12 protein-coding genes are annotated in these 14,914 nt (G+C 49.3%); 3 read left to right on the top strand and 9 right to left on the bottom strand.

All coding sequences use genetic code 11. The annotated features are described in order from the left end of the window. Positions 1-35: 35 nt before the first annotated feature. The 9 genes from BBP27_RS08320 to galE form a co-directional block, all read right to left on the bottom strand. Positions 36-1,058 carry a lysozyme inhibitor LprI family protein gene (locus tag BBP27_RS08320; protein ID WP_188212249.1) on the bottom strand — a complete coding sequence of 341 codons (1,023 nt, stop codon included), beginning with the start codon at positions 1,056-1,058 and terminating at the stop codon, positions 36-38. A 105-nt stretch (positions 1,059-1,163) separates the two neighbouring features. Next, positions 1,164-2,378, bottom strand: a complete 1,215-nt coding sequence (gltS, locus tag BBP27_RS08315) for a sodium/glutamate symporter (protein WP_101755737.1) — start codon at positions 2,376-2,378, stop codon at positions 1,164-1,166. Positions 2,379-2,594: 216 nt separating this feature from the next. After that, positions 2,595-4,001 carry a tetratricopeptide repeat protein gene (locus tag BBP27_RS08310; protein ID WP_188212270.1) on the bottom strand — a complete coding sequence of 469 codons (1,407 nt, stop codon included), beginning with the start codon at positions 3,999-4,001 and terminating at the stop codon, positions 2,595-2,597. Between the two features lie 360 nt (positions 4,002-4,361). Next, positions 4,362-5,621 carry a capsule polysaccharide biogenesis protein gene (locus BBP27_RS08305; protein ID WP_188212248.1) on the bottom strand — a complete coding sequence of 420 codons (1,260 nt, stop codon included), beginning with the start codon at positions 5,619-5,621 and terminating at the stop codon, positions 4,362-4,364. 136 nt (positions 5,622-5,757) lie between these two features. Then, on the bottom strand, positions 5,758-7,872 hold the full coding sequence (locus BBP27_RS08300) for a capsule polysaccharide biogenesis protein (protein WP_188212247.1): 2,115 nt from the start codon (positions 7,870-7,872) through the stop codon (positions 5,758-5,760). 35 nt (positions 7,873-7,907) lie between these two features. Continuing rightward, entirely contained in the window at positions 7,908-8,447 is a 540-nt protein-coding gene (gene rfbC, locus BBP27_RS08295) for a dTDP-4-dehydrorhamnose 3,5-epimerase (protein WP_185079641.1), read from the bottom strand. Positions 8,448-8,500: 53 nt separating this feature from the next. Continuing rightward, positions 8,501-9,367, bottom strand: a complete 867-nt coding sequence (gene rfbA, locus BBP27_RS08290; protein ID WP_188212246.1) for a glucose-1-phosphate thymidylyltransferase RfbA — start codon at positions 9,365-9,367, stop codon at positions 8,501-8,503. 73 nt (positions 9,368-9,440) lie between these two features. Next, on the bottom strand, positions 9,441-10,508 hold the full coding sequence (gene rfbB / locus BBP27_RS08285) for a dTDP-glucose 4,6-dehydratase (RefSeq protein WP_188212245.1): 1,068 nt from the start codon (positions 10,506-10,508) through the stop codon (positions 9,441-9,443). Between the two features lie 116 nt (positions 10,509-10,624). Next, complete coding sequence (gene galE, locus BBP27_RS08280) at positions 10,625-11,641, bottom strand: UDP-glucose 4-epimerase GalE (protein ID WP_188212244.1); 1,017 nt, start codon at positions 11,639-11,641, stop codon at positions 10,625-10,627. Between the two features lie 223 nt (positions 11,642-11,864). On the opposite strand from galE, the gene BBP27_RS08275 reads away from it, so the two are divergent. Genes BBP27_RS08275 through BBP27_RS08265 form a run of 3 tightly spaced genes read left to right on the top strand, consistent with a single transcriptional unit; the run spans position 11,865 to position 14,910 of the window. Further along, complete coding sequence (locus BBP27_RS08275) at positions 11,865-12,095, top strand: acyl carrier protein (protein ID WP_003747973.1); 231 nt, start codon at positions 11,865-11,867, stop codon at positions 12,093-12,095. Between the two features lie 3 nt (positions 12,096-12,098). Further along, positions 12,099-13,538 (top strand): AMP-binding protein, encoded by a 1,440-nt coding sequence (locus BBP27_RS08270; protein ID WP_107737291.1) that lies wholly within the window; start codon positions 12,099-12,101, stop codon positions 13,536-13,538. A gap of 1 nt (position 13,539) precedes the next feature. Then, positions 13,540-14,910 (top strand): XcbB/CpsF family capsular polysaccharide biosynthesis protein, encoded by a 1,371-nt coding sequence (locus BBP27_RS08265; RefSeq protein WP_049349324.1) that lies wholly within the window; start codon positions 13,540-13,542, stop codon positions 14,908-14,910. Positions 14,911-14,914 lie beyond the last annotated feature (4 nt).

Raw genomic sequence — 14,914 nt, 5'->3', positions numbered from 1 at the left:
CAGGCCGTCTGAATGTTCAGACGGCCTTATCGGTTTTAGTTGATGGAATAGCCGCGCAGGTATTGCGTGCGTTCGCGGGTCATGCGGGTTTCACACTGCAGGCGCAGGTATTCTGCTTGTGCAGCGTTGTCTGCGGACGCGGCGGCTTGTTGGCAGTTGAGTTTTTTGCTTTGAATCCAGGCGCGTTGTTCGCCGAGGATTTGTTGTTTGACGTCGCTGTCCAAGCCGCCCCAGAGGTCGTTGATTTCACCGTCCGCCTGACGGTTTTGCGCGCGCGCGTTGTCAAGTTCGCTTTGGCTGAGGCCGGGCGGCTCGTTGCGTTGGGTTTCATGGTCGGGGCGCAGGACTTCGTAATCTGAATCGTCGCCGTCATCGGTCAGGCCGGCAGCCTGGCTGGCGGCGTTGTTTTCAAGGATGTCTTGCGGATTGAGGGTGGGCGGTTCTTCCGTGTTTTGGTTTTGCAGCAGTTTGATGGCCTGCTCTTTGGACACGGGTTTGCCGTCTATCATGACGATGCTTTTCACGCCGTAGGGCAGCAGGGTGGCGGAAAGGGTTTGCGCGGTGGAACTCAGGGTATTGTCTTCGAAAACCGGTTTGCCGTCTTTGTCGGGGGTGTAGAGCAGGGTGGTGCTGAACGTGTTGTTTTCAAAGGTCAGGTTGCTGCCCATCAGTTTTTGTTCGAGCATGTCGGCCAACGGGGTGCTGCCGTAAATCAGCGGGCTGTTGTCTATGGCCGTTTTGAGGATGGTGTCGGGAATACGGATTTTGAGGTTGGCGCGGCAGATGGCTTTGCCGTCGTCTTCGGTTTCTTTGGGGTCTTCAAGCAGGGTTTCTAATTCGAGGCCGGCGGCGATGATTTTGTCGGCATCGACGAATTGGCGGTTGTCATTGCGGGCGAAGGAACGTGCTTGTTGTTTGAGGGTGTCTTCGATGGTGGTACGGATGTTTTGCAGTGTGGCCGGTTGGGCGCAATCAAGTGCGGCTTTGGGCTCTTCTTTGCTGCATGCGGCAAGCAGAATTGTGCTTAAAATCAATACGGAAGCGGTTTTTTTGTACATGTGTACTCCTGAAGGTGACGGCCTTTCAGACGGCCTGACGTACCTATCATAGCAAAAGCACTTGCAGCAAGTAAATGCGGCAAGTGCTTTTCTATGTCGGACGTATCAGCCTTTGATGACGCTGACGAAGCCGGAGAGGATGGCGGCGTTGAGCAGGTCAACGAAGAACGCACCTACCATAGGCACAATCAGGAAGGCTTTGTGCGAAGGGCCGAAAGTTTGGGTAATGGACTGCATGTTGGCAACGGCAGTCGGGGTAGCGCCCAAACCGAAACCGCAGTGGCCGGCTGCCAAGACGGCGGAGTCGTAGTCGCGGCCCATGAAGACGTAGGTAACGAAGGTTGCGTACAGAATCATCACGACGGTTTGTACGGCCAGGATGATGGTTACCGGGCCTGCCAGACCGGTCAATTCCCACAGTTTCAGGTTCAGAAGAGCCATGGCGAGGAAGAGCGACAGGGAGGCGTTACCGAATACGTCGATGGCGCGGTCGAACATATTGACTTTGAAGGTTGCAGTCAGGACGTTGCGGATAACCACGCCGGCAAACAGACACCATACGAATTTAGGCAGGTCGAAGAAGGCTTTGTCGTAGCCGTCGACGATTTCGGCAAAAGCCAAACATGCGGCAAACATCGCGAGTGTTTCGACAGCGGAGTCAGCCGTAATCAGACGGGTACGTTGTGCTTTTTCGAAGACGTCGTCGGTTTGATCGTTGTCAACTGGTTTTTTGTTTGTTTCCAGAGGTTTGCGACCCATTTTGTTGATCAGGCGACGGGCAACGGGACCGCCGATTAGGCCGCCGAATACCAGGCCGAAGGTGGCGGAAGCCATACCCAAGCCGGTTGCGCCGGTCAGGCCGAATTTGCTTTCAAAGTCAGGACCCCATGCGCCGGCTGTACCGTGACCGCCGGTCAGGGTAATCGAACCGGTAATCAGGCCGATCAGCGGATCCAGACCCAATGCGCTTGCCAAGCCGACACCGACGAAGTTTTGGACGATGATGAATGCACCCACCACGGCGGTAAAGATGACCAAAGGCAGGCCGCCCGCTTTCAAACGGGTGAAGTCCGCGCTCAAACCGATGGATGTAAAGAAGATGAGCATGAACGCATCTTGCAGCGGTTTTTCAAATTTGAAGCTGACGCCGTAGGCTTCGTGCAGGGCGAACAGGACGATAGCGGCAACCAAACCGCCGGCGACCGGCTCGGGAATATTGAAGTCTCGTAAGAATTTGATTTTTTGAACCAGAAATTTACCAACCAGCAACACGAGCGTGGCGGCAATCAGTGTGTAATAACTGTTGAATTCCCATTCCATGTTGTTTCACCTCCTAGAAATGTTTTTCCGAGTATCCGTTTCTTTCCGGATGCAGTGTGTTTCAACGCTTGGCGTTATCCGCCGAGTGTTATGGTATTGATGCGCGGACAAGGTGTTTCTGGAAAGAAATGGAAACGATGGCTTGTCCGTGAAAAATAACTGGCAAATATTAGGGGAATAGTTAAAGATTGTCAAAAAATGCGTGTGTAAATCTTTTCAGACGGCCTTTTCCCCGATGGCATGATGCGCTTCGCGGCGCCATTGTTCCAATAGGGATGTTAATAACCCGGCCGAGGTATGCCCGTTGCCGATGGCGGCCTGCAGCCAGTAGCAGGCAGTCGGAACATGGCAGCTTACACCTTGCCCGTGATAGTAAAAACAGGCGAGGTGGTATTGGGCGGAAGGGTGGTTTTGTTCGGCTGCGATGGCGTACCAGTGGGCGGCAGCCCGAGGGTCTTGCGCCGTGCCGAGGCCGTAATGGTAGATGCGGCCCAAGGCTGCCGCCGCATTTTTATGATGGAACTCGGCCGCTTCCATGTAATTTTTGCGCGCGGCATTGTAGTCGGCAGGACGGCCGATGGCGTGGGCTTGTGCTTCCGCCAAACGGTATGCGGTCTCGGTTTGTTGTTGTTGCAGGGCGGCTGTTTTGATTTGTTCGTATTGTTGCGGATGGTACAGCGCGGCATCGCTGATAAGTTTTTGTGCAGCGGCGGCAGAACCCAGCGCGGCGGCACGGTGGTAGTAATCGTGCGCGACATGGTTGTCGGCTTTGATGCCGAGGCCGTAGCGGTAGAGGTCGCCCATGATTTTCAGGGCTTCGGGATGGTTTTTCTCGGCGGCGGCTTTGGCGTAGCGTGCTGCTTGGAACGGGTCTCGTTCGGAAAGTTCGCCGGTCAGGGCGTATTGGGCCAGCTTGGCTTGAGCTTCCGCTTGTTCCTTGTCGGCGGCACGGCGATACCATTCCAAGGCTTCGGGTCGTCGTTGGGCGGCAAGAAGGTCGGCCAGCAGGGTTTGTGCGGCGGTGTGGCCGGCTTGCGCGGCTTGTTCGAGGTATTGTTCGGCTTGTGCGTGGTCGGGGCTGATGCCTGTGCCGTAGAAGTAGATTTGACCGAGTTGCCAACAGGCGGCAGTCACGCCGAGGGCGGCCGCTTTTTCGTATTGTTCGATGGCTGTCGCAACGTCGCCTTGGCGTTGATGATGGCGCGCCAGATGGTAATACGCGGGCGCGGCATATCGGGCGGCGGCAAGCTCCGCCCAGTAGAGCGATTGTGGGTCGTTGCGTTGCGCGTGGTAACGCATGAGGATTAATTGGGCTTCTGAGTGCCCCTGCTCACCCAGCCAGGCATATTCGTTGAGGAGCTGTCCGGTCGGGGTGCCGTTGTGTTCGCGCTGTTGCAGCAGGGAGAAGAGTGCTTTGGGATGGCGTTGGGCCGCGGCGGCTTCCAGCCATGGAAGTGCCTGCTCCGGTTGGCCGTTTTGCAGCAGATGGTTGCCCAATACGAAAGCAGCTTCCGCATAACCTTGCTCTGCCGCCTGTTGCAACAGGGGCAGGGCTTGGGCGGTATGGGATTGTTCCAAAAGGGCGGCGGCTTGCCGGTAGAGGATTTCAGGAGCGGCGGTCATGGTTTGCGGGCGGATAAAGTGGAAGACGGGTGCTGCGTCATATAGGCGGCGATGCCGGTCGATGGCTTTGTAAAAAATAGGGTTCGGCACAGTTTTGCAGTTGCCTTAGCGGCCTGCCTTTAAAGATGTTTGGCTTGTTGTATTATTTTCCTGGGAAAACATCTCTATTCAGTGCGTTACAAAGCTTTCGGCTTGAGTCGGCATGCGTTCATGACAGCTTGGTTATTATACTGTTTTTGTAATTTATTGTTAATGATAAATGCGGTTTTTTATGGTTTGTTTACATGACGGCGGCTAGGGTGTTGATTGTTTCAGGCCGTCTGAAATGTTTTTCAGACGGCCTGAATTATTTTTGCTAAGTCAGGTTGTCGGAGTGGAAGGGGCAGAGGTTTTTTTGTCGGGGAAAAACACCTGGCTGTAGAAGTTGCCGTTAATTTGGGTTACGTTGAGGTGGTACATACGGTAGGCATGGAACAGGTCGCTGTCAGGCGGCGTCGGATGATTCCAAAACTCTGCCAAGGTATTTTGGTCGGTTATGCCGGGAATGTCGTAATGGGCGCGGCCGAGGACTTTGACTGGCATGTTGTGGATCAAGCCGGACAGGCCGCTGGTGCTGTTGATGGTAACCATGCCGAGGCCGTGACGCAGGAAAACGGGCAGGGGGACATCATGGACGTAAGTGATACGGCCTTTGAGTTTGGGGTGTTTTTTGATAAAGCGTTTGATGTCGCGCGAGTAGTCGATAAAGCCGCGGTCCATCGGATGATGCTTGATGATGAGGTTGGTATCGGCAGGCGCGTGCGCGGCAAAGGAGGCCAAAACATGGAGCAGGAAGCTGCGGACGCTGGAAAAGTCGCAATGGATGCGGACTTGGCTGTCGTTGAATACCTGCAGGGGAACAATAAAAAATTTGCCGTATTTGCCCGCCTCCACGCGTTTGGCGATTTGGATGTCTTCAATATAGTAGTTCAAACGCTTGAGGATGGAGATTGACCACAGTTTGAGGTAATGGCCTGCATTGGATGCGCGGTGGTGGATGTAGTTCGGGTACTTGTTCGGATTGCGGAACAATTCAATATAGTAACGGACGGCGTTTTTGGCCATGGGCGTAAACCCGCCGCGTACCGGTGTCGGCGCTTTGTATTCTTGCTGGGCCAGTTTGGGGAATTGTTCCAGAAAAAAGTCGGCACGGCGCGGCAACGGAGAAAATGCGTTGACGCCGTCTTTTTCTAATGTGATGTAATAGGGGCGGAAATAGCCTTCTTCAAATGCCCAGAAACTGGCTTGGTTTTCGTTTGCAATTCGTTTGGCCAGGAGATGGTAGGGACGTGTGTCTCCAAAGCAGACAACGGCTTGGATGTGATGTTGAACGATGTATTTTTGCAAAAATTCAGGAAAGGTATCGTAGCTGTCGTTAAAAGCAACGGTATGCGCTTGAGTAGGCGGATAAAAATAGTCGTCGCCTGCATTAAAGTTGAATTTATGCACGGTTTTGCCATTTGCGGTCAGCCAGTCGGCGAGGCGCTGAAAAAAATCGCCGACAGGACCTTGAAGCAGCAGGATGTTTTCTGCGCTTTCAAGTAAGTTTTGCAGGTTGTTTTGGAAGACGGGCTGTTTCATGTCGCAATGTGATTTTGTTTTTTGTGTAATAGTTTTGGGTTGAACTTTTAAGCATACGCCAAGCGTATTAACGATGCAAAAGCAATGATGCTGCAATTGAAGCCGGTTTATGACGCATTGTTAATTTTGATGGCATTTATTTAAAAGATCGATATAGTTGTTTGATTTTACCTAATTTTTTGGCAAAGTACCCACGATGTAATCCGTTGTTGTTTTTTTGCATATTTTTTTGTCGTATCAGGATTTGGGCTGCAGTTTCCGCATTGATGGCCTGATGGGTTTCGGGGTGGATGTAGTCGGGATAGTGGATGAGCGTGCCGGCGATCAGCTGCCAAAGCTCAAGCCTGCGGCTGCGGCGCGGAATGGGGAGCAGATCTTGGGTAAGCCCCCAACCTGCGTAAAAAGGCAGGCCGTAGCAGCTGACTTTTTTGCCGCGCAACAGGGCTTCAAAACCGGTCAGCGAAGTCATGGTGTGAACTTCGTCTGCGTATTGGAGACAAGTCAGGATGTCGGCTTGTTCGGCGGTTTGGTCAGCATATCGTGCCGTATCTTCAGGGGAGATATGGCCGATGCGGTTACCGCTGACTACATCGGGATGCGGTTTGTAGATGATATAGGCATCGGGATTGCGTTCGCGTACGGTACGGAGCAAATCCAGATTGCGGTAGATTTGGGGCGAACCGTAGCGGATAGACGCATCGTCTTCAACCTGACCGGGAACGAGGATTACGGTTTTGTCGGTTGATGGGGCGGTAAAGTCCGAGCTGCCGACGTTGTATTTGCTGATGTGGTTTTCGGTCAGCATTTTTTGCAGCTTTAAGGCCGTCTGAAAGTCTTGATCGTCAAAGTCTTGGTTTTGCAGGATGTGTTCAAGACGGGACGGGGTTTCGGCGTTGAAATAAATGCCCATATCGTCGGTAACGAGCGACAGCGGCGGGACTAAATTAGAACCAAGCCCGACCGAGCGGATAAAGCCGTCTTCCATACGCAGCAGGGGGATGTGGTGTTGTTCGGCAAAACGAACGATGGCCTCTTTGCCGTTGCCCCAGGCAAGGATGCGTGCATTGTCGGACAGTTTGACCCCGGCCAGTTTTTGGGTGGAGGAGATAAATTTCAGACGGCATGAAGGTACGTTAAAGAACGGTTTGGCAACCGCGCGTTTCCACAAAGACATGCCGACGCAATACAACTCGCCACGCAATTTGTCGTTTTTGCGTTTGACCGTCGCTAGATAGTCGATGACATCAAAGAGGCTGCCTGCTTCGCCGGTATTGGGGTTGAGGTAGCGGCTGTATTGCAGATAGGCTGCGGCGAAGAGCTGCAGTAAGTTGCGGGGGACGCGGCGTTGGGTTTGGACAAGGCGGTTGATTTCAGGATGGCGGTCGTCGCTTACGCCCCATCCGGCATACCACGGCAGGCCGAAGGTGGTCAGCGGTTTGCCGCATAAAAGCGCCTCAAAACCCATTTGCGAGGTAACGCAATAAACTTTATCGACGTTTTGCAACAAAGAAATCGGATTGATGTCTTCTGCCAAAAGATGGACGCGGTGTTGCTGCGCCAGCCGGGTCAGATAGCCTTGTTTTTTGCCGCACAAAACATCGGGATGGGTTTTGACCCAGATATCGGCTTGCGGGTTTTCATTCAAGGCCGTCTGAAACATCAGTTCAAACGTAGAGGCGTCTGCGCCGCCATACTGGATGGCCATATCGCCGAAGGTTTGGTCGATGATGAGGACGGTTTCGGGCTTGGATGGGGAACGTAAAGGATGATCGTCTGAAAGTTCGGGCGCGTGGTTGTATTTGGATAGATGATGTCTCAGGATGAAATCCATCGCCTGCTGAGCCTGAGCCAAGGTTTCAGACGGCATGGTATCGGCGGCGAAAATCAGTTGTTCCAAACGCGAAGGACGGGTGGTGTCGTAGTAGATGCCGAGGTCGTCATAGACGATGGAATAGGGTGGATAACCAGCGACACCGAGTCCGAGCGAGCGTAAAAAGCCGTCTTCCAACGCAATAAAGGGAAGCTGGTGTTCAGCGGCGAAAGCACGCGCTTTGTGTGTTGTCGGGCGCAAACCCCAGCCGACAACAGCCTCCGCTCCTTTTCCGTCTTTGCAGATATGAAATTCAGGCAATAGGGTGGAGAGATGGGGGATTTTGCGGATGCCGCGAGAGGGGATGTAGGCGTTTTTCACAATGCGTTTTCGTCGATTATTGTTATTAATGGATTGTAGGCCGTCTGAAAAGAGGAACATTCTTTCAGACGGCCTGAATTATTTTTTAAAACTTTTTAAAACGTGACGGCTTCGGCCAATACTTTGCCTGCCAAGTCTTTAGGCGACAGGTTCGGCTCACCTTGTAGCGGCCAGTCGATGCCGACGGTCGGATCATTCCAAATCAGCGAGTGTTCGGCTTTGGGGTTGTAATAATCCGTGCATTTATAGACGAACTCGGCTTCGTCGCTCAGTACATAGAAGCCGTGAGCGAAACCTTCGGGTACCCACAGTTGGCGTTTGTTTTCTGCGGACAAGATCTCGCCTACCCATTTGCCGAATGTGGGGGAGTCTTTACGCATATCGACGGCTACGTCGAATACTTCGCCGACAACCACGCGCACGAGTTTGCCTTGTGTGTTCTCAGTTTGATAGTGCAGGCCGCGCAATACGCCTTTGCTGGATTTGGAGTGGTTTCCCTGCACGAAGGTGCGGTCGCAGACTTGGGTTTTGAACCACTCGTCGCGGAAGGTTTCCATAAAAAAGCCGCGCGCATCGCCGAAGACTTGCGGCTCAAGCAGTTTTACGTCAGGAATGGCGGTATCAATGATGTTCATCGTTTTATCTTTCATCTAAAGGCCGTCTGAAAAGTTTCAGACGGCCTCAAACATTATTTTTTTAACAGGCGCAGCAAATATTGGCCGTATTGGTTTTTCGCCATCGGGCGCGCCAGTTCTTCCAGTTTTTCATCGGAAAGCCAAGCGTTGCGCCAAGCGATTTCTTCCAGGCAGGCGATTTGCAGGTCTTGGATGTTTTGCACGGTTTGCACGAATGAAGCGGCTTCGTGCAGGCTTTCGTGAGTGCCGGTGTCCAGCCATGCGAAACCGCGTCCTAACAGTTGCACCGACAATGAACCGTCTTCCAAATACATTTGGTTGAGATCGGAAATTTCCAATTCGCCGCGGGCGGACGGCTTGATTTGTTTGGCGAACTTGACGACGCGTTGGTCGTAGAAGTACAAGCCGGTTACCGCCCAATCGGATTTGGGCTGTTGCGGTTTCTCTTCGATAGACAGGGCGTTGAAGTTTTCGTCAAATTCAACCACGCCGAAACGCTCGGGGTCTTTGACCTGATAACCGAATACGGTTGCGCCGTGGGTCTTGGCGGCGGCCTGTTTCAATGTTTGCGTAAACGATTGGCCGTAGAAAATATTGTCGCCCAAAACCAAGCAAACATTGTCGTTGCCAATAAATTCTTCACCGATGATAAATGCCTGTGCCAAGCCATCCGGACTGGGTTGCACGGCATAACTGATGGAAATGCCGAAATCGCTGCCGTCGCCGAGCAGGCGTTTGAAAGAGGCGTTGTCTTCAGGCGTGGTAATCACCAAAATATCGCGGATTCCTGCCAGCATCAATACGGACAGGGGATAGTAAATCATGGGCTTGTCGTACACGGGCAGCAGCTGTTTGGATACGCCGCGCGTGATGGGGTAGAGGCGTGTGCCGCTGCCGCCGGCAAGGATAATGCCTTTCATGGGTTTTCTCCTGAGTAGTGTGTGTTTGCGTGATTTTCAGACGGCCTAATATGGAAACAGGCCGTCTGAAAACTTATTTTCCGGTGCCTAAACGCTCTAAACGATAGCTGCCATTCAATACGTTTTGCCACCAGGTTTTGTTGTCCAAATACCATTGCACTGTTTTGCGGATGCCGGATTCGAACGTTTCCTGCGGTTTCCAGCCCAGCTCCCTGCCGATTTTGGCAGCGTCGATGGCATAGCGCACGTCATGGCCGGGGCGGTCTTGTACGAAGGTAATCAAATCTTCATAACGCGCCACGCCTGCAGGTTTTTCGGGAACGAGTTCTTCCAACAGGGCGCAGATGGTTTTGACGACTTCGATATTGGCTTTTTCATTGTGTCCGCCGATATTGTAGGTCTCGCCGACGACGCCTTTGGTAACAACCTGATACAGCGCGCGCGCGTGGTCTTCGACAAACAGCCAGTCGCGGATTTGCATACCGTCGCCGTACACAGGCAACGGTTTGCCGTCGAGCGCGTTCAGAATCATCAAAGGAATGAGTTTTTCCGGGAAGTGGTATGGACCGTAGTTGTTGGAGCAGTTGGTTACGATGGTCGGCAAACCGTAAGTACGCAGCCATGCGCGGACGAGATGGTCGCTGGACGCTTTAGAGGCAGAGTAGGGGCTGGACGGCGCGTAGGGCGTGGTTTCGGTAAACAAATCGTCCGTGCCGTGCAAATCGCCATAGACTTCATCGGTGGAAATATGGTGGAAGCGGAAGGCTTCGCGCTTTTTAGACGGCATTTGTTGCCAGTAGGCGCGTGCCGCTTCAAGCAGATTGAATGTGCCGACGATATTGGTTTGGATAAACTCGCCTGCCGAATCGATAGAGCGGTCGACATGGCTTTCCGCAGCCAAGTGCATCACGGCATCAGGCTGGTGTTGTGCAAACACGCGGTCAAGTTCGGCGCGGTTGCAAATATCCACTTGCTCAAAAGCATAGCGAGGATTATCGGCTACCTCGGTCAAAGATTCCAAATTGCCGGCATAAGTCAGCTTATCGACATTGACGACAGAGTCTTGGGTGTTTTGGATAATATGACGGACAACGGCAGAACCGATAAAGCCAGCGCCGCCGGTAACAAGGATTTTTTTCATAAGTTTCAGAGGATAGTCAAAATAATATAAATGGATTATAGCAGACAGAATGTGTGTTTTTCAGATAAAGAGGCCGTCTGAAAACATCTCTTTCAGACGGCCTGTATCAGGTCAACTTAATCATCGTAGCCATTTGGGTTGTTGCTGACCCAACGCCATGAGTCTTCCATCATCTGTGCCAAATCACGCTTGGTTTCCCAACCGGTCTGCGCTTTGGTGTAGGCGGGATCGGCGTAGAAACAGGCTAAATCGCCATCGCGACGCGGTTTGATTTGGAACGGAATGGTCAAACCGGATGCCGCCTCAAAGGCACGAATGATTTCTAAAACCGAATAAGCACGTCCCGAACCCAAATTAAACAGGTGTACGCCCGAAACATCACTTTTCGCCTGCATCGCCGCCACATGGCCTTCCGCCAAATCCATCACATGGATATAGTCGCGCATACCCGTACCATCGGGAGTAGGGTAGTCGTCGCCGAAAACCGACAATTGCGGCAGCTTGCCTGAAGCCACTTGGCAGATATAAGGCAGCAGATTGTTTGGGATACCGTTTGGCTGCTCGCCGATCAAACCGCTTTCATGCGCACCGATAGGGTTGAAATAACGCAACAAAATTACACTCCAGCGCGGATCGGCCTTTTGGATATCCGTCAAAATGCGCTCCACCATAGACTTAGACGTGCCGTAAGGGCTGGTCGTATCCCCCGGTTGCATATCTTCCGTATAAGGTACTTTGCCCGGATCGCCGTAAACCGTAGCCGATGAGCTGAACACAATCTTAAATACACCGGCACGCGCCATTTCTTCAGCCAAAACCAAGCTGCCCGACACATTGTTGTCATAGTATTTCATTGGCTCGGCCATGCTTTCACCGACTGCCTTCAAGCCGGCAAAATGAATGACGGCATCAATATCGTGTTCGGCAAAGATTTGACGTAACACTTCACGATCACGGATATCCCCTTGGTAAAAAGGCACAGATTTGCCGGTAATCTTTTCCAAGCGCGGGAGGATGTTGGCAGACGAATTGCACAAATTGTCCAAAATCACAGCATTAAAGCCTGATTTCAGCAGGGAAACAACGGTATGGGAGCCGATGAAGCCGGTACCGCCGGTGATAAGAATAGTCATTGTTTTTCCTTAATTAAAATTGTGTTTGTGGAAGTCGTGAAACCGGTTGGCTGAAAATACAAACGCTTTCAGATAACCTGGTGTAAATGTTGCCAAAGAGGGATTGCTTTATTTGGATATTGTATATTTAGTTACCTGAAAAGTAAAAAAATATGGGATAATCACAGTGTTATGCACAGGGTGCAAAGCGTTATCATTTCAATTTCAATAAAAGGATCTTACCATGTCAGTATCTAACGAAGTTTTGGCGTTGATTTCACAAGTTGCACAAAAACAAGTATCAGCAAATGAAGAATTGTTGTCTACAGGACTTATTGATTCCGTGAGCGCAATGGATTTGGTTATGGCCATCAAACAAAAATTTGATGTTGATTTGCCGTTTGAGCAATTGGTTGATATTTTGGCAAACTCAGCCAATATCATTCAATATGTTGAAAATAATTACAAAGGCTAAATCATGAAACAATTAAATGAATTCCAAAATCTTGATGATTTTTTGGAATACCGTTTCAGCCAAACTTCGGGAAAAGCGTTAGTTAATGATACTCAGGAATGTTCTTGGGAAGAGTTGCGTGTAAAAATAGCCACATTTATCGAGGCTTACAAAAGCATAGCAGATATTACCAAAAACATTCCTTTGGTGTTGCACGGCCATAAAGAAATTGATTTTGCAGTGGCAATTTATGCCTGCTTATTGAACAAAATCCCTTTTATTCCGGTGGATAGTATTTATCCTGAAAGCCGTCTGAACAATATCTGCCAACTGTCGAAAGCACGTTTTGTGTACCGTTCGGCAACGCAAACTTTTGAAAAGCAGACTGACGAAGAAGTAGAGCTGGCTGAAAAAGATTTGGCTTACATCATGTTTACTTCAGGAACAACCGGCGCACCTAAGGGTGTGCAAATCGGTCGTGAAGCTGTATTCAACCTGATGAAGTGGATGAAAGAGCAGCTTAATTTAGCCGCACCTAATGTATTCATGAATCAGGCTCCGTTTGCGTTTGATTTGTCAATGTACGAAATCTTTGGCAACTTGGCTTACGGTGGTTGTATTGTCATGAACAGTCGTGATGCTATTTCTAATCCTGCCACCTGGATTGATTTTTTGGCCAAACAACAAATTACTACTTGGGTTTCCACGCCTTCTTTTGCCATGCAGCAGCTGCTTAACCCTAAATGTAGTCAGGCTACTTTACCGAGTTTGAAAGAATTTTTGTTCTGTGGCGAAAAACTTGGCAAACCAGTAGTAAATATGATTTTTCAAAAATTTCCCGGTGTCCGTGTTATCAATACCTATGGTCCGACTGAGGCTACTGTAGCAACAACTTACGTTGATATTACACCTGATATGCTGGCGGCAGAAGAAGAGTTGCCTGTAGGCGTTGCCGTGCTTAATTCCAAATTAGAGATTGTTGACGAAGAGATTTGGATTAGCGGTAACCATGTGATGCGTGGCTATCTGAACAACGAAACTGAAAATGCCAAACGTTTGGTAGTCCACAGTGCCGATAACCGCACTTATAAAACAGGTGACTACGGTTTTGAAAAAAATGGATTGTTCTATGTACAAGGCCGTAAAGACGAGCAGATTAAGCTCAATGGCTACCGTATCGAACTTTCAGAAATTGAAGAAAAAATCCTTAACCTTAAGGAATTTGCCTTTGATAATGTGGCAGTAGTGGCTTTGAAACGCAACACAGGCGCAGTATTGCGTTTGGTGTGTTTCTATACAGCCAAGCAAAGTGCAGATACTCAGGCGATCAAAGACGCATTAGTACAAAATTTACCGTCTTACATGATGCCGTCTGAATTTATTCACATTGATGAAATTCCAGTCAGCACCAACCACAAAACCGACAAAAAAGCATTGTTGGAAAAATATCAACAGGGTTTATAAAATGGATTTATATAAAATTCAGCAAAACATCTTACGAAAAGCCAAGATTGATCCTCAAAAGGTTAACGCTTGGATTTATAACAATCAAAGTATAGTGTTCGATTTTCTGTTGAACGACTATTTTGTCAGCGTCAGTTATACGGCAGTAGGTCAAACTTTTAACTTTATTGAGCGTAATAAGAGCAAAGTTTCTAAGATTTCCGGCTTCCATAAATTTCTGAAATATATTTCAGAAGTTTATGGAAGTTACCCACAATCGGTTAATCAAGAAAAGACAGTATTGTCTTTTAAATTTGCTGAAGCCGATTGGGCAAAAATCGAGGATAAATTTAGTGAGATTTTAGAAGTTACTTCCATTTATCTTGGCAGCGAACTGTGCTACATCCTGAATGTTGAAAAAAATAAAGGCATTAATTTAGCCGAGTATTTGGATAAGCCGGAAGTTGAATACATTGGTGTTAAAGGCGACAGTAATGAGTTTTTCCTAAGCTATGCTCGGAATCATGGTCTGAGTGATTATGTTTATGAGCTAAATAATAGAGGCTTTTTAGCTGTTGAACACAAAATGGGTGTAAGTGTGTTCCGTCGTGTGAACAAGCACAGTTATAAAGATCTTTTGGCTTATTTCCCAGACTCTTTCCATGAGTTGGAGAATGTCATTTATACTGTTGAAGCACCGAAAGTATTGAGTGCCAACAAGAAAAACCTATTGGTGTTGTTCTCTTATACCAATAAGAGCAATGAGAATATGGTTGACCGTTATTATAGCCACCCATTTCCATTTATCAGCAACAGCATTATGCCAAATACTTATATCATCCGTATGGCTGATGTATCGGACGCGTTTGGCAGTCACGGTTTGAATACAAAGTTTGATGAAAATATCGAAGATAATATCCAGCGTTTCATTAAGAGCCTGATGAATATTTATGGCGTAGATAAGAAAAACGTAGTCATTTGCGGTGCATCATCAGGCGGTACAGGAGCGGTATATCACGGCTTAATTGGTGGGTACAAAACCTTTGCAATCGACCCATTTTTGGGCAACCATAAATACTATGGTGGCAAAGATCCATTGTATCTGCATTCTATCCGTACGCCGATTTTGGAGACTTTCAAAAAGCTACCAGATGTAATTGATCATAACCTTGAAAATCAAGTGGTCATTTCATCGGCTAAGGTATCAGAGTTTTATCCGGATATTAAAGAGTTGAAAGAAGCATTGCCTACAGTTGTATTATGTGAATTTGACTTTGAAAAAATTCAAAAGCACATAGATTTTTCAGGCAACACAGTATTCTTGTCCAATACCATTATCAATAATTTGCTGTTGGATATCCATATCACTGATTCGGACATTAATCTGAACTAAATGC

This window comes from Neisseria sp. RH3002v2g (assembly GCF_014596425.2).
Classification (GTDB): Bacteria; Pseudomonadota; Gammaproteobacteria; order Burkholderiales; family Neisseriaceae; genus Neisseria.
This window is presented reverse-complemented; position numbering and strand designations above follow the sequence as displayed.

What these genes read in the sequence shown, in the direction of transcription:
- BBP27_RS08305 (WP_188212248.1), bottom strand. Translation starts at nt 5,621, where the DNA reads ATGAAACAGCCCGTCTTCCAAAACAACCTGCAAAACTTACTTGAAAGC.
- BBP27_RS08310 (WP_188212270.1), bottom strand. Translation starts at nt 4,001, where the DNA reads ATGACCGCCGCTCCTGAAATCCTCTACCGGCAAGCCGCCGCCCTTTTG.
- galE (WP_188212244.1), bottom strand. Translation starts at nt 11,641, where the DNA reads ATGACTATTCTTATCACCGGCGGTACCGGCTTCATCGGCTCCCATACC.
- BBP27_RS08300 (WP_188212247.1), bottom strand. Translation starts at nt 7,872, where the DNA reads ATGTTCCTCTTTTCAGACGGCCTACAATCCATTAATAACAATAATCGA.
- BBP27_RS08275 (WP_003747973.1), top strand. Translation starts at nt 11,865, where the DNA reads ATGTCAGTATCTAACGAAGTTTTGGCGTTGATTTCACAAGTTGCACAA.
- BBP27_RS08270 (WP_107737291.1), top strand. Translation starts at nt 12,099, where the DNA reads ATGAAACAATTAAATGAATTCCAAAATCTTGATGATTTTTTGGAATAC.
- rfbB (WP_188212245.1), bottom strand. Translation starts at nt 10,508, where the DNA reads ATGAAAAAAATCCTTGTTACCGGCGGCGCTGGCTTTATCGGTTCTGCC.
- rfbA (WP_188212246.1), bottom strand. Translation starts at nt 9,367, where the DNA reads ATGAAAGGCATTATCCTTGCCGGCGGCAGCGGCACACGCCTCTACCCC.
- rfbC (WP_185079641.1), bottom strand. Translation starts at nt 8,447, where the DNA reads ATGAACATCATTGATACCGCCATTCCTGACGTAAAACTGCTTGAGCCG.
- gltS (WP_101755737.1), bottom strand. Translation starts at nt 2,378, where the DNA reads ATGGAATGGGAATTCAACAGTTATTACACACTGATTGCCGCCACGCTC.
- BBP27_RS08265 (WP_049349324.1), top strand. Translation starts at nt 13,540, where the DNA reads ATGGATTTATATAAAATTCAGCAAAACATCTTACGAAAAGCCAAGATT.
- BBP27_RS08320 (WP_188212249.1), bottom strand. Translation starts at nt 1,058, where the DNA reads ATGTACAAAAAAACCGCTTCCGTATTGATTTTAAGCACAATTCTGCTT.